At 64.6% G+C, this 18,704-nt stretch carries 17 protein-coding genes; 12 read left to right on the top strand and 5 right to left on the bottom strand.

Going from position 1 to position 18,704, the window contains the following annotated elements; translation table 11 throughout:
• Positions 1 to 29: 29 nt before the first annotated feature.
• From FXB38_RS01065 to FXB38_RS01080, 4 genes are read right to left on the bottom strand one after another with little or no spacing between them, the layout of a single operon-like run.
• The gene (locus FXB38_RS01065) at positions 30 to 1,025 is read right to left on the bottom strand and encodes an alpha/beta fold hydrolase (RefSeq protein ID WP_187434590.1); all 996 of its coding nucleotides are present in this window, start codon (positions 1,023 to 1,025) and stop codon (positions 30 to 32) included.
• A 10-nt stretch (positions 1,026 to 1,035) separates the two neighbouring features.
• A complete protein-coding gene (locus tag FXB38_RS01070) occupies positions 1,036 to 2,586 on the bottom strand; it encodes a wax ester/triacylglycerol synthase family O-acyltransferase (RefSeq protein ID WP_148748934.1) in 1,551 nt (516 codons plus the stop codon).
• A 47-nt stretch (positions 2,587 to 2,633) separates the two neighbouring features.
• Positions 2,634 to 3,434: an esterase/lipase family protein gene (locus FXB38_RS01075; protein ID WP_148748935.1), complete on the bottom strand. Its 801-nt coding sequence runs from the start codon at positions 3,432 to 3,434 to the stop codon at positions 2,634 to 2,636.
• On the bottom strand, positions 3,434 to 3,691 hold the full coding sequence (locus FXB38_RS01080) for a DUF6489 family protein (RefSeq protein WP_148748936.1): 258 nt from the start codon (positions 3,689 to 3,691) through the stop codon (positions 3,434 to 3,436). The genes FXB38_RS01075 and FXB38_RS01080 overlap by 1 nt, the downstream gene beginning before the upstream one ends.
• Positions 3,692 to 4,078: 387 nt before the next feature.
• Between FXB38_RS01080 and FXB38_RS01085 the strand changes: the two genes are divergently transcribed.
• The 12 genes from FXB38_RS01085 (at position 4,079) to FXB38_RS01140 (ending at position 17,961) form a co-directional block, all read left to right on the top strand.
• Positions 4,079 to 5,680, top strand: a complete 1,602-nt coding sequence (locus tag FXB38_RS01085) for an ABC transporter substrate-binding protein (protein WP_148748937.1) — start codon at positions 4,079 to 4,081, stop codon at positions 5,678 to 5,680.
• 101 nt (positions 5,681 to 5,781) lie between these two features.
• Entirely contained in the window at positions 5,782 to 6,762 is a 981-nt protein-coding gene (locus FXB38_RS01090) for an ABC transporter permease (protein ID WP_148748938.1), read from the top strand.
• A 1-nt stretch (position 6,763) separates the two neighbouring features.
• A complete protein-coding gene (locus tag FXB38_RS01095) occupies positions 6,764 to 7,726 on the top strand; it encodes an ABC transporter permease (RefSeq protein ID WP_148748939.1) in 963 nt (320 codons plus the stop codon).
• Positions 7,727 to 7,739: 13 nt separating this feature from the next.
• Positions 7,740 to 8,726 (top strand): ABC transporter ATP-binding protein, encoded by a 987-nt coding sequence (locus tag FXB38_RS01100; RefSeq protein ID WP_148748940.1) that lies wholly within the window; start codon positions 7,740 to 7,742, stop codon positions 8,724 to 8,726.
• Positions 8,723 to 9,712, top strand: a complete 990-nt coding sequence (locus tag FXB38_RS01105; RefSeq protein ID WP_148748941.1) for an ABC transporter ATP-binding protein — start codon at positions 8,723 to 8,725, stop codon at positions 9,710 to 9,712. Before FXB38_RS01100 ends, FXB38_RS01105 begins: the two co-directional genes overlap by 4 nt.
• A gap of 81 nt (positions 9,713 to 9,793) precedes the next feature.
• Positions 9,794 to 11,599 carry a gamma-glutamyltransferase family protein gene (locus FXB38_RS01110; RefSeq protein ID WP_148748942.1) on the top strand — a complete coding sequence of 602 codons (1,806 nt, stop codon included), beginning with the start codon at positions 9,794 to 9,796 and terminating at the stop codon, positions 11,597 to 11,599.
• Positions 11,600 to 11,608: 9 nt separating this feature from the next.
• Positions 11,609 to 12,319 carry a DUF1028 domain-containing protein gene (locus tag FXB38_RS01115; RefSeq protein ID WP_148748943.1) on the top strand — a complete coding sequence of 237 codons (711 nt, stop codon included), beginning with the start codon at positions 11,609 to 11,611 and terminating at the stop codon, positions 12,317 to 12,319.
• The gene (locus tag FXB38_RS01120; RefSeq protein ID WP_148748944.1) at positions 12,316 to 13,305 is read left to right on the top strand and encodes an ABC transporter ATP-binding protein; all 990 of its coding nucleotides are present in this window, start codon (positions 12,316 to 12,318) and stop codon (positions 13,303 to 13,305) included. The genes FXB38_RS01115 and FXB38_RS01120 overlap by 4 nt, the downstream gene beginning before the upstream one ends.
• Positions 13,306 to 13,480: 175 nt before the next feature.
• On the top strand, positions 13,481 to 14,590 hold the full coding sequence (locus tag FXB38_RS01125) for an ABC transporter ATP-binding protein (RefSeq protein ID WP_148748945.1): 1,110 nt from the start codon (positions 13,481 to 13,483) through the stop codon (positions 14,588 to 14,590).
• 22 nt (positions 14,591 to 14,612) lie between these two features.
• Positions 14,613 to 16,121, top strand: coding sequence for an ABC transporter substrate-binding protein (locus FXB38_RS01130; RefSeq protein ID WP_148748946.1), 1,509 nt, complete (start codon positions 14,613 to 14,615; stop codon positions 16,119 to 16,121).
• Positions 16,122 to 16,131: 10 nt separating this feature from the next.
• Positions 16,132 to 17,073, top strand: a complete 942-nt coding sequence (locus FXB38_RS01135; protein WP_148748947.1) for an ABC transporter permease — start codon at positions 16,132 to 16,134, stop codon at positions 17,071 to 17,073.
• 3 nt (positions 17,074 to 17,076) lie between these two features.
• On the top strand, positions 17,077 to 17,961 hold the full coding sequence (locus FXB38_RS01140) for an ABC transporter permease (protein ID WP_148748948.1): 885 nt from the start codon (positions 17,077 to 17,079) through the stop codon (positions 17,959 to 17,961).
• Here FXB38_RS01140 and cnbZ read toward each other — a convergent pair.
• A complete protein-coding gene (cnbZ, locus tag FXB38_RS01145) occupies positions 17,958 to 18,704 on the bottom strand; it encodes a 2-amino-5-chloromuconate deaminase CnbZ (protein WP_148748949.1) in 747 nt (248 codons plus the stop codon). The genes FXB38_RS01140 and cnbZ overlap by 4 nt on opposite strands.

Consider the following 18,704-nt stretch of genomic DNA (forward strand, 5'->3'; position numbering starts at 1 on the left):
GCTACGCTTCCCCCGCTCGCAATGACGAGCTAGCCAAACCGCCTTCGACGCCATTCGATCAGCTTGGCGCTGACCTCTTCCGGCTTCTCCTGCTGTGTCCAATGGCCGCTGTCGCGGACCAGATATTTTTCCAGATCGGGAATCAGCTTGTCCATGCCATCAGCGGAAGACGGCGGCAACACCGCGTCGTTCTCGGCCATGATCATTAGAGACGGCACGCGCACCGTGTGATCCAGCGCTTCGGAGCGTATCCAGTTGCGCGACATGTTGCGGTACCAATTGATGCCGCCGGTAAAGCCGGTCCTGGTAAAGTTGTCGACGAACATTTGCTTCTCTTCCGGCGACAGGATCGGTGTGCGCGGATCATGCCTGGCGTCATAGCCGGCAATCATCTGCGGAAACGCCAGATTGACCCGCGGCGAAGCGCCGACGCCGGCAACCACCTCCTCTGCCGGTGCGTCGGGCGGACGCGGCGCCGGCTTGCGCATGAACGCATCGAATGTCTGCTCGACGCGGCTACCAAAGATTCTGTCGGGTTCACGCGCTGGATCCTGGAACTGCACGATGTACATCTTGTCGCCGAAGCGCGCGCGCAGCAGCTCGATCGGATCGGCCCAGGCACGATTGGTATGAGGCGTGTTGACGCCGACCACCCCAGCAACCCGGTCGATGTGCCGCAACGGCATCTGCCAGACGACGAAGCCGCCCCAGTCGTGGCCGACAAAGATTGCCTTGTCGATATTGAGGTGGTCGAGCAGCCCGACGAGGTCACCGGTCAGGTGCTCGATGTCGTAGTCCTCGACCGGCTCGGGCCGGTCGGTCGCGCCATAGCCGCGCTGGTCCGGCGCGATCACGCGGATGCCGGCCTCGCTCAGCGCCTTGATCTGATGGCGCCAGGAGAAGGCGAGCTCTGGCCAGCCGTGGCATAGCACCATCGGGGGCTTATCGGTGACCGGGCCCGCCTCGTAATAACCCATGCGGATTCCGTTCGTATGCACGAACTTGAGTGGTGGCATCTCAATCATCTCAACATTCCTACTCAGCCGCGCCCTTGATGTCGGCCGCGGGCGGCGCATACGCCGCTTCGAGCGCAGCAAACTCCTCCGGCAGCATGTCGCACATCACCTGCACGTGGGGAATGATGTTGGCGCCGACGATGAAGCCGAAATCGAGCTGGTCGCGGTAGCTCTGCACGGTGATGTTCAGCGCCTGCCCATGTGTCGAGATCGACACCGGGAAGATGTGCAGCAGCTCGGCACCTGCGGCATAGAGCGTCTGCCGCGGACCCGGCACGTTGGAGACGGTGATGTTCGCAGCCGGCGGCAGCACATCCGACAGGTCGGAGCGGCTGTAGAGCAGCGCCATGATCTGGACGATGATCGGTGCGCCCAGCATCGAGATGTTGGAGACCTGCGGCATCAGGGCGCGCAGCGGATGCGACATCTCCTTGGACTTGACCGACTGCGCGATGATGGCTTCAAGCCGCGCCTTGGGATCATCGATGTTGGTCGCGATCGAGCAGATCATGCCGAACACCTGGTTGTTGGCCTCGGTGTTGCCCTCCTCACGCAGCGAGATCGGCACGGCTGCGGTCAGCGATTTCGCCGGCAATGTGGCGTATTGCAGGAGGTAGCGGCGGACCACGCCGGAGGCGAGCGCCAGCACCACGTCGTTGAGCTTGCCGCCGGCCTGCTTGGCCAGCGCCTTGGATCGCGACAACGAGATCGACACGCCGGCAAAGCTGCGCTCGGACGATATCGACTTGTTGAGCATGGTCGGCGGCGACACCATGCTGGCGAGGCTCTCGCGCGACTTCGGATCGGAAATCTTGCCGAGCACGTCGGAAACGCTCTTGACCATGGTCGGGATATTGCCGGCAAAGCGTACCGCGCTCTCGATCTGGTACATCGCATTGTCGAACAGGATCGAACCGATGTCGCTCTTGCCGGTGCGCGGCAGTTGAAGATTCTTCGCGGCCGCCGAGGCATCGAGCGGCTGGGTGAAGAGCTGCTGATAGGAATCGAGCAGGTTCGCCGCGATATCGCGCGGCTCCTGTCCCGGCTTCGATCCGCCCGTCGGCGGCTCGACCTTTCGCGGGATCGGCGAGATGTCGTAGATCATGTTGGTCAGGGCCGCACCGGCACCGCCGTCGATGGCGGCATGGTGCATCTTGGAATAAAGCCCAACCTCGTTGTCCTTCATGCCCTCAAACACGTAGAACTCCCAGAGCGGACGAGCACGGTTCAGGAGCTTGGCATGCATCCAGCCGACGATGCGCTCGAGCGTGGCGCGGTCGCGCGGCGCCGGCAGGCTGGCACGGAAGATATGGCGGTCGATGTCGAACTGATCGTCCTCGACCCAGGTCGGATGATCGATGTCGAGCGGTGCCTTCTCCAGGCGCGCTTTCAGAATCGGCGCGATGTGCAGCCGCGAGACGATCATCGCCTTGAAGTCTTCGAAGAAGTCGCCCTTGTAATCGTCAGGCAGGCGAAAGATCGCCATGCTGCCGACATGCATCGGCATTTCCGGCGTTTCCAGATAAAGAAACGACGCGTCCAGCGACGACAGCTTCTTACCGTCAGCCATAGTTCCCTCCGCTCGTATTCGACGGGCGCCTTTGCCGGCGCTTCTCGTCAGGCCGATACTGCCTGCTCCGGCGGGGCATATGCAATGGCAAACGGACCAGCCCGGTCAAATGGCCAGAACTCCCCCTCCGGTTGCGCCAGGCGATCCGCCACGGCCCACAAGGCAGCCGGGTTCACCCCGAGCCCGATGTGGCTTGCGAAATGCACCTCGATATTCTCGGCCCGGTCGGAGGGATGTAGCAGGCAAGTCCGCCAATTCACGACGCCGTCCGCGCGCGAATAGATCGACGTCGCCGGTACCGGAAGATCGCCGGCGATCGCTTCACGCGCTTCCGCAAAATCCTCGACCCGCTCGCCGGACAACGCCTCATAGAGCGCCGTCGCATTGGTGGCCCGTACATCATTGGCAAAGGGGCTGCCGAGCGTAATGACATTGCGGACCATCTCGGGCGCCTGGAGCGCGAGATCACGGGCATAGACGCCGCCGAGGCTCCATCCGACCAGACTGACCTTCCGTCCGCTCGCGGCGTGGATTTCGGTGATGCGAGTGTGCAGGGCTTCCCGCATCCGCGCCAGTCCGCCGAGATTGCGGCCCATCCGCCAGGCATGCGCGTCATAGCCGAGCTCGCCGAGATAGCGCCGCATCGGCGCCATCGAGAGATCACTGGCGAGAAAGCCCGGCAGCGCCAGCACCGGATGGCCGTCGCCCCGGGGCGCGCGCATCAGCAACGGCGACAGCAGGACGCTGGCGTTGAATTCGAGCAGGCTGCGCGCCTCCGCGAGCAGCAGGCCGAGGCCCGGCCGACGAAGCCGGCCTGAGCCTGGCGCCCCGTCGCGCGCGGTCGGCATTACTTCTTCTTGTCGCTGCTGCGCGGGCCGCCGAGACCGGCCATGGTGACGAACATGTCCTGAAACCGCTCGGCGATTTTGGGATCGAAGGTGAACCAGCTCTGGATCAGCGATTCCGGCGAGACCTTGTCGATATTACTCAGGACCTGCTGCTGCAGCTTTTCCATGACGGCAACCTGCATCGGCGACACATCCGGCAATCCGAAGAACTGGCGGGCCTCAAGGGGGGTGCAGTCGATTTCGATATTAACTTTCATATCCCCTCCGGATGAGATTCGAGCGGCGTCACACAGTATCGCCGCGACATGGTGTGCGACGCAAGCGACCTGAGACGAGCGACCTGAGACGTCGGGTCGGAAACCGGCTTCCGCAATCGGCGGATATGGTCAATCAAATTGTCGGCGCGAATGGCGCCGGCGGGCCGCCCCCGCCCTCATTCTCGGGACCCGGCTGGCCGAAAGTCCAATGTCGTCCACGCGGCTCTCGCCGCTAAATTGTTGGTCAGCATTGCTGCAAAGCGGTGCAACTTGGCGCGTTCCTTGCTGGAATGGCGCTTGCACGGGTCGAGAACTCTGGGCAACATGGATCGATCGGCCCCGCCGAACAACAAAAATGACGGTGCGGGCGAGTGGAGAGGGTCAAGAATGTCAGTCGGACGAAGTCTGTTTGCGGCGGCGCTCGCCGGTGTTTTTGCGTTGGCGGTCTCGCCGGCATCGAGCCAGACGCTGCGTTACGCCAACCAGGGTGAGCTGAAGTCGCTCGACCCCTACACGCTGAATGAGTCGACCACCAGTGCGCATCTCGGCCACGTCTATGAGGGCCTGGTCGCCCGCGGCAAGGACCTGAAAGTCGTCCCGGCGCTGGCCGAAAGCTGGGAGACCCCGGAGCCGACACGCTGGCGCTTTCATCTGCGCAAGGGCGTGAAATTCCACAATGGCGACCCCTTCACCGCCGATGACGTGATATTCTCGGCCGAGCGCGTGCGGGCGAAGGGCTCGAATTTCCAGAGCCGCGTTCCCGCCGATGCCAAGGCGGTCAAGATTGACGATTATACCGTCGATTTCGTCCTGACCTCGCCCAATCCGATCCTGACGGCGCTTTGGGCGACCTGGTACATCATGGACAAGAAATGGGCAGAGGCGAACGATGCGGTGGCACCGACGCCGGCCGCCGCCACGACCCCGAGCTATGCCTCGCTTCATGAAAACGGCACTGGCCCTTTCACGATCGAGAGCCATCAGCCGGGCGTGAAGACCGTCTTCAAGGCAAATCCGAACTGGTGGCGCAAGCCGGAGCATAATCTGAAGGAGATCATCTTCACGCCGATCGCAAACCCGGCCACGCGTGTCGCGGCGCTGCTGTCGGGCGAGGTCGACGTGATCGAACCGGTTCCGGTCCAGGACATCGAGCGCGTCAAAGCGAGCCCCAACGCCACTGTGCTGACAGGACCTGAACTCCGCACCATCTTCGTCGGCATGGATCAGCAGCGCGATGAGCTATTGTACTCCAACGTCAAGGGCAAGAACCCGTTCAAGGACGTTCGCGTCCGCGAAGCCGTGTACCGGGCGATCGATGTCGACCTGATCAAGAATCGCGTCATGCGCGGGCTCTCAACGCCTTCCGCATTGATGGTCGCACCGGAGATCTTTACGCTCTCGAAGGACTTCACCCGGCCGAAGTTCGATCCCGACGCCTCCAAGAAGCTCCTGGCGGACGCCGGCTATCCCGAGGGTTTCGAAGTCACGATGGACTGCCCCAACGATCGCTACGTCAATGACGCCGCGATCTGTCAGGCCGTCGTCGGAATGCTCGCCCGTATCGGCATCAAGGTGGAGCTGCTGGCGCAACCCAAGGCGCTGTATTTCGCCAAGGTGCTGAAGCCCGGCGGCTACAAGACTTCGCTGTTCATGCTGGGCTGGACTCCGGATACGCTCGACGCCCATAACGTGCTGCACGACATCATGGGCTGCCGGGACGATCCCAAGGATCCCAACCGCGGCGAGGCCAATCTCGCCGGCTATTGCAACAAGCAGTTCGACGAGCTCGCAGACCAGATCCTCGTGGAACCCGATGTGGGCAAGCGCGATCTCCTGATCAAGCAGGCCTTCGAGGTCTCGATGAAGGACTGGGCCTACGTCCCGCTGCACCAGCAGGCGCTCGCCTGGGGCGTCTCGAAGAAAGTGAAGCTGACCCAGCGCGCGGACAACATGGTCATGCTCTACTGGGCGACCAAGCAGGACGAGTAGGTGTCGACAAGTTGTGAAGTCCCGGAAGCCCTGGCTTCCGGGACTTGCTGTTTCGGGCTAACGCAATGATGCGTGCTGCTGAAGAGATGTGAAAGGAACAGATGCTCGCTTTCACACTGCGCCGGGCCATCCAGGCCATCGGTGTCATGATCGCCGTCGGGATCATCTCGTTCTCGATGTTCCGCTTTGCCGGCGATCCCGTGAACCAGATGGTCGGGATGGATACGTCGGGCGCCGAACGCGCTGCGATCCGCAAGTCGCTCGGCCTCGACGATCCCGTCATCGTGCAGTTCGGCCGCTATGTCGGTAATGCCGCGCAATTCAAGTTCGGCGTGTCCTACCAGTTCCGGCTGCCCGTCACCGACCTGCTGATGGAACGGATGCCGGCGACGCTGGAGCTGGCCATCGTTGCAACCATCTTCGCAATGGTCAGCGGCATTCTGATGGGCGTTTATTCCGCGCTGCGTCGTGACAGCTGGCTCACGCATGTATTCCAGGCCGTCTCGCTGATCGGCATCTCGCTGCCGACCTTCCTGATCGGCATTCTCATGATCTACCTGTTTTCGGTGACACTCGGCTGGCTACCCTCGTTCGGGCGGGGCGATGTCGTGCATATCGGCTGGTGGACGACGGGGCTCCTGACTTGGTCAGGGTTGAAAGCGCTGATCATGCCCTCGATCACCCTCGGACTGTTCCAGATGACGCTGATCATGCGGCTCGTCCGCGCGGAGATGCTCGAGGTCCTGCGGACCGACTACATCCGCTTCGCCCGCGCCCGTGGGCTCACCACGCGGGCGATCCATTTCGGCCACGCGCTGCGCAACACGCTGGTTCCGGTGATCACCGTGGCGGGCCTGCAATTTGGCTCGGTCATTGCGTTCGCAATCATCACCGAGACCGTATTCCAATGGCCGGGCATGGGACTCCTGTTCGTGCAGGCGGTTCAGAACGTCGATATCCCGATCATGGCAGCCTATCTGATGATGGTGTCCCTGATCTTCGTCACCATCAATCTCGTGGTTGATATTCTCTACACCATCGTCGATCCGCGGCTGCGCTCGACGGTCAGCCGGGCGCACTGACATGAGCGAGGCCGTCGTTCCACACAGCACCGAGAAGCGCGCCGCCGCCGCACCAGGCTGGTTCAAGCGCGCGCTCGACAGCGACCTGTTCTATTCCTTCCGCCGCTCCAGGATCACCATGATCGCGGCCGCAGTGACGCTGCTGTTCTTCCTGCTCGCGATCTTCGCCTCGGTGCTGTCGGTGCAGAATCCGTTCGACCCGGCGCAGCTCCAGCTGATGAATTCGCGCATCTCGCCGCTCTGGACCGCCGACGGCCAGAGCCCATTCCTGCTCGGCACCGACGAGCAGGGCCGCGACGTGCTGTCTGCGATCCTCTACGGCCTGCGCATCTCGCTTCTCGTCGGCGTACTCGGCGTGGTCTTGTCCGGCGTGCTCGGCATCATGCTCGGGCTGACGGCCGGCTATTTCGGTGGCGCCGTCGACGGGCTGATCATGCGCATCGCCGACGTGCAGCTTTCTTTTCCGGCCATCCTGATCGCGCTCTTGATCAACGGCATCGCCAAATCGGTCTTTGGCAACAAGCTCGACGAGATGAGCATGTTGGCGGTCCTGGTTTTCGCGATCGGGCTGAGTTTTTGGGTGCAGTACGCGCGCACGGTGCGTGGCTCGGTGCTGGTCGAGAAGAACAAGGATTATGTCGCAGCCGCGCAACTGATCGGCCTGCCCGCCCCCGTGATCATGCTGCGCCACGTGCTGCCAAACACGATGGGCCCGATCCTCGTGATCGCCACCATCAACCTCGCGCTCGCCATCATCACCGAGGCAACGCTGTCGTTCCTCGGCTCGGGCATGCCCGAGACCATGCCGTCGCTCGGCACGCTGATCCGTATCGGCAACGGCTATCTGTTCGCAGGCGAATGGTGGATCGTCGCATTCCCCGGAATCGCACTCGCGGCCCTGATCCTGTCGATCAACCTGCTCGGCGACTGGCTGCGCGACGCGCTCAACCCGAAACTCCGATGAGTATGCACCGTTCATGACCGCACCTGTTCTCTCCGTCCGCAATCTTCAGGTCGAGTTCGCCTCCCGCCGCGGCACGCTGCGTGCGATCGACGGCGTATCCTTCGACATCGCCAAGGGCGAAGTGCTCGGCGTGGTCGGCGAATCCGGCGCCGGCAAATCCGTCACCGGGCTCTCGGTGATCGGCCTGATCGATCCGCCCGGCCGCATCGCCGGTGGCGAGATCCATCTCGCGGGCCTGCGCATCGACAATCTGCCGCCGGAAGAGATGCGCCGTATCAGGGGAAAGCGCATCGGCATGATCTTCCAGGATCCGCTCACTTCCCTCAATCCGCTGTACAAGGTCGGCGACCAGATCGTGGAAACGATCCGGACCCACCTCAATCTCTCCGAACAGGCCGCCCGCCGCCGTGCCATCGACCTCCTCGCCGAGGTCGGCATTCCCGCGCCGGACAAGCGCATCGACGGCTACCCTCATGAATTCTCCGGCGGCATGCGCCAGCGCGTGGTGATTGCGCTGGCGATCTGCGCCGAGCCGGAACTGATTATCGCGGACGAGCCGACCACCGCGCTCGATGTCTCCGTGCAGGCCCAGATCATCTCGCTGATCAAGCGTCTCGGCCGCGACCACGGCACCGCCGTGATGCTGGTGACGCACGACATGGGCGTGATCGCCGAGACCTCGGACCGCGTCGCGGTGATGTATGCCGGCCGCGTTGCCGAGATCGGCCCGGTGCAGGACGTGGTCAGGAACCCGCTGCACCCCTACGCCAAAGGATTGATGGGCGCGATCCCGACGCTTGCCGGCGACGACAAGCGTCTCGTGCAGATTCCAGGCTCCATGCCGCGCCTGTCGGCGATCCCCCGCGGCTGCTCGTTCAATCCGCGCTGCGCCTCCGCCTTCGACCGCTGCCGCGTCGACCGGCCAGAGCCGCTGTCGCGTGGCACACAATCGGTTGCCTGCCATCTCTATGACAGCGTGCCGGCGGAGACCGCGGCATGAGCGCCCCCTTTGTCCAGGCCACAAATCTCCGCCGCGTCTTCGACGTCTCAAAGCCCTGGCTCAACCGCTTGCTGGAAGGCGGACATCTCGAATATCTCAAGGCTGTCGATCACGTCACTTTCGACATCAAGAAAGGCGAGACCTTTGCCCTGGTCGGTGAGTCCGGCTCAGGCAAGACCACGGTGGCGCGGATGGTGGTCGGCCTGTTGCCGCCGAGCTCCGGCAACGTCCTGATCGACGGCGTCTCGATGACCGATCCGCGGCAGGCGTCAGCGCGCCGAAAGCTGCGCCGCCGCATCCAGATGATTTTTCAGGATCCTTATGCGAGCCTGAACCCGCACTTCCGCGTCGATGCCATCATCTCCGAGCCAATCCGCGCCTTCGACCTGATCCAGGGCGAACGCGACATCCAGGCGCGCGTCGGCGAGCTGCTCAGCCTCGTCGGCCTGCACCCCGACGACCGCCTGAAATTCCCGCACGAATTCTCTGGCGGCCAGCGCCAGCGCATCGCAATCGCGCGGGCGCTCGCCTCCGACGCCGAATTCATCGTCTGTGACGAGCCGACCTCGGCGCTCGACGTCTCCGTGCAGGCGCAGATCCTGAACCTGATGCGCGACCTGCAGGACAAGTTCGGCCTGACCTATCTGTTCATCAGCCATAACCTCGCCGTGGTCCGCCACATGGCGAGCCGGGTCGGCGTGATGTATCTCGGCCGGATCGTGGAGATCGCGGAGGGGCGCGAGCTGTTTGCCCGTCCACGCATGCCTTACACCAAGATGCTGCTGGGCGCCGTACCTGATCTCGCGATGTCCGGTCGCCAGCGCATTCCAGTGAAGGGCGAGATCCCGAACCCGATCAATCCGCCGCCCGGCTGTGCCTTCAATCCGCGCTGTCCGCTGGCGTTCGACCTCTGTCGCAAGCAAGCTCCGGAATTGATCGACGGCGTCGCCTGCCATGCGGTTAACACCGCGCCGGTCCCGGCGTGACGCGCGCGTGCCATGCGGCCTGTGCATTGGCCGCACGGCATTGCCTGTGATCAATTGCGCGCGCCGCAAATGAGGTAGCCCATGGCCAGCAACGTCAATCCCGATCCCTTTACGACGCGCCCCGAGATCGAGGGCACGTTCGGTGTCGTCGCAACCACGCACTGGATCGCAACCGCCGTGGGCATGGCTATTCTGGAAAAGGGCGGCAATGCCTTCGACGCCGGTGTCGCCACCGCCTTCACGCTTCAGGTCGTCGAGCCGCATCTGAACGGACCCGGCGGCGACGTGCCTGTTATCGTCCATGACGTGAAGCGCGGCCGCACCGAGGTGATCTGCGGCCAGGGCCCGGCACCGGCACGCGCCACCATCGCGCATTACAAGAGCGAGGGCCTCGACATGGTGCCGGGCACCGGCCTGCTCGCGGCCTGCGTTCCCGGCACCTTCGAATCCTGGATGATGCTGCTCCGCGACTACGGCACGATGCGCGTGCGCGACGTGCTGGAGCCCGCGATCTCTTATGCCCGCGACGGCTATCCGCTGGTCGAGCGCGCCTGCGCCACGATCCAGACCGTCGAGCAATTGTTCCGCAAGCACTGGCCGACCTCGGCCGCTCTCTACCTGCCGAACGGCGAGGTCCCGAAACCCGGTACGCTCTTCACCAACAAGACGCTGGCGGCGACCTACGCGCGCATCCTCAGCGAAGCCGAAAGCGGTGGCGGAGGCCGCGACGCCGAGATCGAGCGTGCGCGAAATGCCTGGTCCCAGGGTTTTGTCGCGGAGGCCATCGACAAGTTCTGCCGGACCCAGGAGGTGATGGACGTCAGTGGCTCGCCGCATCGCGGCGTGCTTTCCGCCGATGACATGGCACGCTGGCAGCCGACGATCGAGGCGCCCCTCACCTACGATTATGGCCGCTACACCGTCTGCAAGGCCGGCGTCTGGAGCCAGGGTCCGGTGACCCTGCAACAGCTCGCGCTCTTGAAAGGCTTCGCGCTCGACGGGCTCGATCCGACCGGGCCGGAGTTCATCCATCTCCAGATCGAATGCGCAAAACTCGCCTTCGCCGACCGCGAAAAGTTCTACGGCGATCCCAAGTTCAGCGAAATCCCGATCGCAACGCTGCTGTCGGACGCCTACAACGACGAGCGCCGCAAGCTCGTCACCGACAAGGCGTCGCTCGATTTCATCCCGGGATCGATCGAAGGTTTTGGCGGTGTGGTCAAGCTGCGCCGTGCAGAGGGCCAACGCGAGGCCGTCGGCGCACTCGGCGCCGGCGAGCCCACCGTGGGGCGCTTCGGCGAGGTCCGCGGCGACACCGTGCATTTCGACATCATCGACAAGGCAGGCAATATGGTGTCCTCGACGCCGTCGGGTGGCTGGCTGCAATCTTCACCGGTGATCCCGGAGATCGGATTCTGCCTCGGCAGCCGCGCGCAAATGTTCTGGCTCGAGGAAGATCACCCGGCAGCACTCGCACCGGGCAAGCGGCCGCGCACCACGCTGTCGCCGACCATGGCGCTGCGTGACGGCGAGCCCTACCTCGCCTGGGGCTCGCCCGGCGGCGATCAGCAGGACCAATGGATCACGCAGTTCTTCCTGCGCCACGTCCATTGCAACCTCAACCTCCAGGAGGCGATCGACGCACCGGCCTGGCACTCCGAGCATTTCCCGATCTCGTTCTGGCCGCGCACCGCGCGTCCCGGCGTGCTCGTGGTCGAAAACCGCGTGCCGAAGGCAACCATCGAGAGCCTTCGCGAGCGCGGGCATATCGTCGAGGTCGGCCCCGACTGGTCCGAGGGCCGCCTCACCGCCGCCTCGCGTGTCGGCGTGCGCCGCCGCGCCGCCGCCAATCCGCGCGGCATGCAGGGCTACGCCGCGGGACGCTGAAGGCAGCACATGACCTGGTCGATCATCGCGCGCGATCCTGCCACCGGCCAGTTCGGCATTGCGGTAGCGACCCGCTTCTTCGCGGTCGGCGCACGTGTGCCCTACATCGCGGCAGGCCTCGGGGCCATCGCAACGCAAGCTTTCGTCAATCCCTATTACGGCATCGACGGCATCAAGCTGCTACGCGAAGGCCTGAACGCCCATGACGTGCTCGCCGCCCTGGTCGCGACCGACGACGGCCGCGAGAGCCGCCAGATCCACATCATGGATGCGAGTGGCGCGATCGCCGCGCATATCGGGCGCGATTGCGTCGACTGGTGCGGGCACATCGCCGGCAGCGGCTTCTCGATCGCAGGCAACATGCTCGCGGGCGCCGACGTGCTCGCCGAGACGGCAAAGACCTACATCGCCAATGACTGCCTGCCCTTCCCGCGCCGACTGCTTGCGGCGATGCGCGCAGGCGAAGCCGCCGGCGGCGACAAGCGCGGCAAGCAATCTGCCGCGCTGCTGATCCACGGCGAGGAGGAATGGCCGGCGCTGGACATCCGCACCGACGATCATCCCGACCCGCTCGGCGAGCTCGAGCGACTCGAACGGGTCAGCCACGAACTCTGGGTCCACTTCCGCTCTTCCATGCCGACCCGGCAGAACCCGGCCGGCAACACCGATCGCAGCGTCATCGACGCCAGCATCGCCGCGGCGCGGGCGAGACAAGCATGAGCGCAAGCCCTCTCATCGAGATCAAGGATCTGCGCATCCGCTTCCACGGCGACGATGGCCGCATCACCCATGCGGTCGACAGCGTCGATCTCAGCGTCGCCAATGGCGCAACGCTCGGCCTCGTCGGCGAATCCGGCTGCGGCAAGAGCGTAACCTCGCTCGCGATCATGGGCCTGCTGCCGAAGCAGACGACGGAGATATCGGGCACGATCCGCTTCGAGGGCTTCGACCTGTTGAAGTCCTCGGACCAGACGCTGCGCGACTTGCGCGGCAACCGGCTCGCGATGATTTTCCAGGAGCCGATGACCTCACTCAACCCGAGCTTCACCATCGGCGACCAGATCATCGAGACCATTTTGCGCCATCGCGGCGGCTCACGCCGCAGCGCACGGGATCGGGCGATCGAGCTGCTGCGCCGCGTGCACATCCCTTCGCCCGAGCGTCGGATCGACGAATATCCGCACAAGCTCTCCGGCGGCATGCGCCAGCGCGTCATGATCGCGATGGCGCTTGCCTGCGATCCACAGCTCTTGATCGCCGACGAGCCGACCACTGCACTCGACGTCACCCTGCAGGCCCAGATCCTGGAGCTGATGCGCGAGCTGAAGGCCGCGAGCGGCGCCGCGATCATTCTGATCACCCACGACCTCGGCGTCGTCGCCGAAGTCTGCGACGAAGTCGCGGTGATGTATGCCGGCGAGATCGTCGAGCGCGCGCCGGTCGACGAATTGTTCTCCGCGCCGCAGCACCCCTACACGGTCGGACTGCTCGGCTCGATCCCGCGTCTGGACCATCGCGCCGAACAGCTTGCGACGATCGAGGGCATGGTGCCGAACATGGCACAGCCGCCCGCAGGCTGCCGTTTCGCGGCGCGCTGCCCGTTCGTGCTGGACGCCTGCACCATTGCGCCGCCGCCGCTGTTGGAACTCAGTCCCGGCCACCTCTCGCGCTGCATCCGCGCGCCGCTCGAACGTCTGGTGTCGTGATGGCGCTGCCTTCTTCCATCTTGCCCCGGGCGCAGCGCAGCACAAGCGAAGCGCAGTGCTGCGCTGCTGAACCGGGGCCCATGCGGCAACAACCTGGGTCCCGGTTCAGCGTCGCACCACTTCGTGCTGCGCCGCGCCCGGGACACGAGACCGGATTTCGCGGGGAGCGCCGAGGATGACCGCTCTCCTCGAGGTCAAAGGCCTGGTCAAGCATTTCGTCGCCCGGCGCTCGTTGTTCGGCCGGGCGCTGGCCCATGTCAAAGCGGTCGATGGTGTCAGCTTCACACTCGAGCCCGGCAAGACCCTCGCTTTGGTCGGTGAATCCGGCTGCGGCAAGTCCACTGTCAGCCGCCTCGTGCTGCGGCTGATCGAGCCAGACGCGGGCACGGTGCGATTCGACGGCCGCGATCTGCTCTCACTCGATCCGGATGCGCTCCGCAAATTCCGCCGCGAGGCGCAGATCATCTTTCAGGACCCCTACGCCTCGCTCAATCCTCGCATGACGGTCGGCCAGATTCTGACCGAGCCGCTGGCGCTGCACGATCTCGTGCCGACGGCACACCGGCGCGAGCGCGTCGCGGAGCTTCTGCGGCTGGTGGGGCTCGAACCGCGGCTGGCGCGGCGCTATCCGCACGAGTTCTCCGGCGGCCAGCGCCAGCGCATCGCCATCGCGCGCGCGCTTGCGGTCGAGCCGAAGCTGATCATCTGCGACGAGCCGGTCTCGGCGCTCGACGTCTCGATCCGCTCGCAGATATTGAACCTGCTGCGCGAGCTCCAGGACCGGCTTGGTCTGGCCTACATCTTCGTTTCGCATGATCTCGCAGTGGTCAAGCACATCGCCGACCGCGTCGCGGTGATGAATCTCGGCCAGATTGTCGAAGAAGCCGATGCGGGCGAGTTGTTCGCCGAGCCACGCCATCCCTACAGCCGGGCCCTGTTGTCCGCGATTCCGCTGCCGCAGCCTCACGCAAGGCGGGCGAAGATCGTACTGCAGGGCGAGACCCCGAGCGCGCTCAATCCGCCGGCCGGCTGTCGCTTCCACACCCGCTGCCCCTTCGTGATCGACCGTTGCCGCGCCGAGGCGCCGGCGCTGGTGGCAGACGAGGCAGGCCACGCCACCGCCTGCCATCGCGTCAGCGAGCTGCCCCCGGCCGACACCATCCTGCCCACAGCCGGAGGATTCACGCCGGAACTGGCAAAATTAGTCGCCGCCTTCAGCCGAAAGACGGAAGGCGCGAGCCTGGCCGGGGTTGGTATACAGAGTGCAAGGCCTACAACGACGTAGCCGGAGCAATGGGGACTGTCCGATGAAGATGTTTCGCCTGGCCGCAACCGCGGCTGCGTTCCTGCTGTCGCTTGGAGCCGCCCAGGCGCAGACCACGCTGCGCATCGGCCTTGCCGAGGACCCCGATATCCTCGATCCCTCGATGGCGCGCACCTATGTCGGCCGCATCGTGTTCGCCGCATTCTGCGACAAGCTGTTCGACATCGACGAGAAGCTCAACATCGTGCCCCAGCTCGCGCTGTCGAGCGAGACGCTCGATGACGGCAGGGGCCTCGTCATCAAGCTCAGGCCCGGCGTGAAATTCCACGACGGCGAGCCGTTCGACGCGGAGGCCGCCAAATTCTCGCTTGAGCGCCATCTGACCCTCCCCGGCTCGTTCCGCAAGCCGGAGCTCGCCTCGGTCGACCACATCGATGTCGTCGATCCCCTCACCATCAAGCTGGTGCTGAAATCGCCGTTCTCGCCCCTGCTTGCCCAGCTCACAGATCGCGCCGGCATGATGATGTCGCCGAAAGCGGCAAAGGCAGCCGGCGACAAGTTCGGTCTGCACCCGGTCTGCGCCGGCCCCTACAAATTCGTCGAGCGCGTGCAGCAGGACCGCATCGTGTTCGAGAAGTTCGCGGACTACTGGAACAGGGACAACATCTTCATCGATCGCATCGTGTTCCAGCCCATCGTCGACGCCACCGTGCGGCTGGCGAACCTGAAATCCGGCGGCCTCGATCTGATCGAGCGCGTGCTCGCCACCGATCTCAAGGAGGTGCGCGCCGATTCACGGCTGAAGGTCGCCACCGCGATCGAGCTCGGCTATCAGGGTATCACGCTCAACATCGGCAAGGACAAGGCCAAGGGACCGCTGAGCCAATCAGCCAAGGTGCGGCAGGCCCTCGACCTTGCCATCGACCGAGAGGCGATCAACCAGGTCGTGTTCAACGGCGAGTTCCAGGTCGGCAATCAATGGGTCAATCCTGATCATCCCTACTATCAAAAGAGCTTGCCGGTCCGTCCCCGCAACGTGGAGAAGGCCAAGGCGCTGCTGAAGGAAGCCGGCGTGACGCCGCCGGTCGGCGTCGACTTCCTCGTGCCGAAGGGAGCGGAGACAGAGACGCCGGCGCAAGTGATCCAGTCGATGGCGGCGGAGGCCGGCTTCGACATGAAGATCCGCGTCACCGAATTTGCAACCGGGCTCAAGCAGGCCGAGGCCGGCGACTACCAGGCCTTCATGCTCGCCTGGAGTGGCCGCGTCGATCCTGATGGCAACACCTTCATCTTCCTGCACAGTGGCGCTCCTCAGAATTACGGCGACTGGAACAATACGCAGGCCGACAAGGCGCTGGAGGACGCGCGGCTCGTGACCGACCTTGCCAAGCGCAAGGCCAGCTACGAAGTTTTGGCGAAGCTAGTCCAGGATGAGGAGCCGCTGCTCTATCTCTATCACCGCCGCATCATCATCGCGCATACGACCAAGCTCGATGGCTACAAGCAGATGCCCGACGGCCTCGTGCGCGTCGTCGGCCTCAAGCTGAAGTGACGCCGCGGCGATGCTGAACTTTCTCACCCGCCGGCTTGCGCAGATCGTGCCGACACTGTTCTTCGTGTCGGTGCTGATCTTCTCGCTGCAGCAATTGCTGCCGGGCGATCCCGCCCTGGTGATGGCGGGCGAAGAGCGCGATCCGGCCGTGATCGAGCAGATCCGCCACCAATACCGGCTCGATCAACCGGTCCCCGTGCAGTACGCCTACTGGATGAAGGGCGTGTTATCTGGCGATTTCGGCGAGTCCCTGCGCAACAAGATGCCGGTGCGCGAGCTGATTGCGCAAAAGCTGCCGGTGACGCTGCAGCTCGGCTCGATGGCGATCATCATCGCCTTTCTGATCGGCATTCCCGCCGGGATCGTCGCCGCCGTGAAGAAGGGAACGGCCTGGGACTACGGCGCCAACTTCTTCGCGCTGTGGGGCATCTCGACGCCGAACTTCTGGCTCGGGATCATGCTGATCTTCCTGTTCTCGATCGAGCTCGGCTGGCTGCCGGCCTCCGGCTACGTGCCGCTCACCGAGAACTGGCGCGCGAGCCTTGCCGCCACGATCATGCCGGCCTTCGTGCTCGGCAACGCCATTTCCGCGGTCCTGATGCGGCATACGCGCAGCGCCATGCTCCAGGTGCTGGAAAGCGATTACGTCCGCACCGCACGCGCCAAGGGCCTCTCCGAGCGTTCCGTGATCCTCAAGCATGCCATGCGCAACGCGCTGACGCCGATCATCACACTCGGCGCGCTCGAGCTCGGCACGCTGCTCTCCGGCGCCGTGCTGACCGAGCAGATCTTCTCCATTCCCGGCTTCGGCAAGCTGATCGTGGACGCCGTGTTCAACCGCGACTATGCCGTCGTGCAGGGCGTGGTGCTGGTGACCGCGACCGTCTACATCACGCTCAATCTGGTCGCCGACGTCGCCTATATCCTCGTCAATCCGCGGCTGAGGGGCTAGGCCATGACCGACGCCGCCCTGTCCGGCCCCCTTGTGCAAGCCGACGAGCTGGACAGCCCGGCGCGCCGCGCGCGGCGCCGCCTGTTCAAGCGCAAGGCGGCGGTTGCGGGCCTCGCGGTCCTCACCACCTTCATCCTGCTCGCGCTGCTGGCGCCTCTGATCGTGCCCTACGACCCCGTCGCGACGAGCTGGAGCCTGGTGCGCAAGCCGCCCACAATGGCGCACTGGTTCGGCACTGACGAGCTCGGCCGCGATATCCTGAGCCGTGTCGTCTACGGTGCGCGGGCCTCGCTGCTGGCAGGCCTTATCTCGGTCGCGATCGCGCTCGGCATCGGCGTGCCGCTTGGCCTCATCGCCGGCTATCGCGGTGGCTTCACCGATGCGCTGATCAGCCGGATCACCGATGCGATGCTGGCCTGCCCGTTCCTGATCCTGGCGATTGCGCTGGCGGCGTTCCTCGGCCCGAGTCTTGGCAACGCCATGATCGCGATCGGCATCTCGGCAACGCCCATCTTCATCCGCCTGACCCGCGGCCAGGTGCTGAGTGTCAAGGCCGAGGACTATGTCGAAGCGGCGCGCGCACTCGGCAATCCGCCCTGGCGCATCGCCGTCTCGCACATCCTGCCGAACATCCTGCCCGCACTGCTGGTTCAGGCCACGCTCTCTATCGCTGCAGCGATCATCGCCGAGGCGGCGCTATCGTTCCTCGGCCTTGGCCAGCAGCCGCCGGCGCCGTCCTGGGGCAGCATGCTTAACGCAGCGCAACGCTTCCTGACCCAGGCGCCCTGGATGGCGATCTGGCCGGGGCTGGCGATCTTCCTCGTGGTGCTGTCGCTCAACCTGCTTGGCGACGGCCTGCGCGACGCCCTCGACCCGCGCCAGCGCTAGATCACGCTCTCGCGCATCACGCGGCGGCAATCCATCTCGTATTCGAGGTCGACCACCGGCGGCCGCGCAAAGTGCCAGGTGAGACCTGAGCGTAGTGCACCACGCCGAACCAGTTCATCGACGAGCGCGTGATGGAAGTCGTGCACGGAGTAGGCCTGCACGCCCGTCGTGTCCTTCCAGCCAAATCCAAACGCCGTCATCCGGTTCTCCATCTGGGACGTGGTGGTGAACCGCACCTTCTCGCGCAAACCCTCCGGGCTGAGGTCGCGGTAGCGTACCGTGCGCTCGACATAGGTCCCGCGGCCCTCGCGCGCCTCGGCGCCGCCGGCAATGACGAAGGACGGCGCCTTGGAGTTGGTCGGGCGCGTGAAAGAGAACGCATAGAACGACGGCTCCGACGGCGGATCGAGTTCCGGACAGACATTGCTGCGCGCCACCGGATTGGTGGTGCCGTCGAAGATGCCCCATTCCGACAGCATCTTGACGTAATGCAGGTTGAACGCGCGGAAGCCCTCCTCGCTGAAGGCGGCCGGCGAACGCAGCTCGCAGGCACAGAAAGCCGTCAACGGACGCCCTGCCTCCTGGATGAACTTTGCCGCAAGCGCAAACCCCTCGGCCAGAGGCACGAGGCGATCGAACCGGACGCGCTCGATCTCATAGCCGTCATCGGCGGCAGCCCCAGCCGAGTACTGAAATACGGAGGGAATGAACCGATAGTTGCCGGCGGAGAATTCACGCGTCAT

Origin of the sequence: Bradyrhizobium cytisi (assembly GCF_008123515.1) — a bacterium.
GTDB classification, from domain to species: domain Bacteria; phylum Pseudomonadota; class Alphaproteobacteria; order Rhizobiales; family Xanthobacteraceae; genus Bradyrhizobium; species Bradyrhizobium cytisi.

What these genes read in the sequence shown, in the direction of transcription:
- FXB38_RS01110 (WP_148748942.1), top strand. Translation starts at nt 9,794, where the DNA reads ATGGCCAGCAACGTCAATCCCGATCCCTTTACGACGCGCCCCGAGATC.
- FXB38_RS01100 (WP_148748940.1), top strand. Translation starts at nt 7,740, where the DNA reads ATGACCGCACCTGTTCTCTCCGTCCGCAATCTTCAGGTCGAGTTCGCC.
- FXB38_RS01140 (WP_148748948.1), top strand. Translation starts at nt 17,077, where the DNA reads ATGACCGACGCCGCCCTGTCCGGCCCCCTTGTGCAAGCCGACGAGCTG.
- FXB38_RS01125 (WP_148748945.1), top strand. Translation starts at nt 13,481, where the DNA reads ATGACCGCTCTCCTCGAGGTCAAAGGCCTGGTCAAGCATTTCGTCGCC.
- FXB38_RS01120 (WP_148748944.1), top strand. Translation starts at nt 12,316, where the DNA reads ATGAGCGCAAGCCCTCTCATCGAGATCAAGGATCTGCGCATCCGCTTC.
- FXB38_RS01095 (WP_148748939.1), top strand. Translation starts at nt 6,764, where the DNA reads ATGAGCGAGGCCGTCGTTCCACACAGCACCGAGAAGCGCGCCGCCGCC.
- cnbZ (WP_148748949.1), bottom strand. Translation starts at nt 18,704, where the DNA reads ATGACGCGTGAATTCTCCGCCGGCAACTATCGGTTCATTCCCTCCGTA.
- FXB38_RS01075 (WP_148748935.1), bottom strand. Translation starts at nt 3,434, where the DNA reads ATGCCGACCGCGCGCGACGGGGCGCCAGGCTCAGGCCGGCTTCGTCGG.
- FXB38_RS01130 (WP_148748946.1), top strand. Translation starts at nt 14,613, where the DNA reads ATGAAGATGTTTCGCCTGGCCGCAACCGCGGCTGCGTTCCTGCTGTCG.
- FXB38_RS01065 (WP_187434590.1), bottom strand. Translation starts at nt 1,025, where the DNA reads ATGATTGAGATGCCACCACTCAAGTTCGTGCATACGAACGGAATCCGC.
- FXB38_RS01090 (WP_148748938.1), top strand. Translation starts at nt 5,782, where the DNA reads ATGCTCGCTTTCACACTGCGCCGGGCCATCCAGGCCATCGGTGTCATG.
- FXB38_RS01135 (WP_148748947.1), top strand. Translation starts at nt 16,132, where the DNA reads ATGCTGAACTTTCTCACCCGCCGGCTTGCGCAGATCGTGCCGACACTG.
- FXB38_RS01070 (WP_148748934.1), bottom strand. Translation starts at nt 2,586, where the DNA reads ATGGCTGACGGTAAGAAGCTGTCGTCGCTGGACGCGTCGTTTCTTTAT.
- FXB38_RS01105 (WP_148748941.1), top strand. Translation starts at nt 8,723, where the DNA reads ATGAGCGCCCCCTTTGTCCAGGCCACAAATCTCCGCCGCGTCTTCGAC.
- FXB38_RS01080 (WP_148748936.1), bottom strand. Translation starts at nt 3,691, where the DNA reads ATGAAAGTTAATATCGAAATCGACTGCACCCCCCTTGAGGCCCGCCAG.
- FXB38_RS01085 (WP_148748937.1), top strand. Translation starts at nt 4,079, where the DNA reads ATGTCAGTCGGACGAAGTCTGTTTGCGGCGGCGCTCGCCGGTGTTTTT.
- FXB38_RS01115 (WP_148748943.1), top strand. Translation starts at nt 11,609, where the DNA reads ATGACCTGGTCGATCATCGCGCGCGATCCTGCCACCGGCCAGTTCGGC.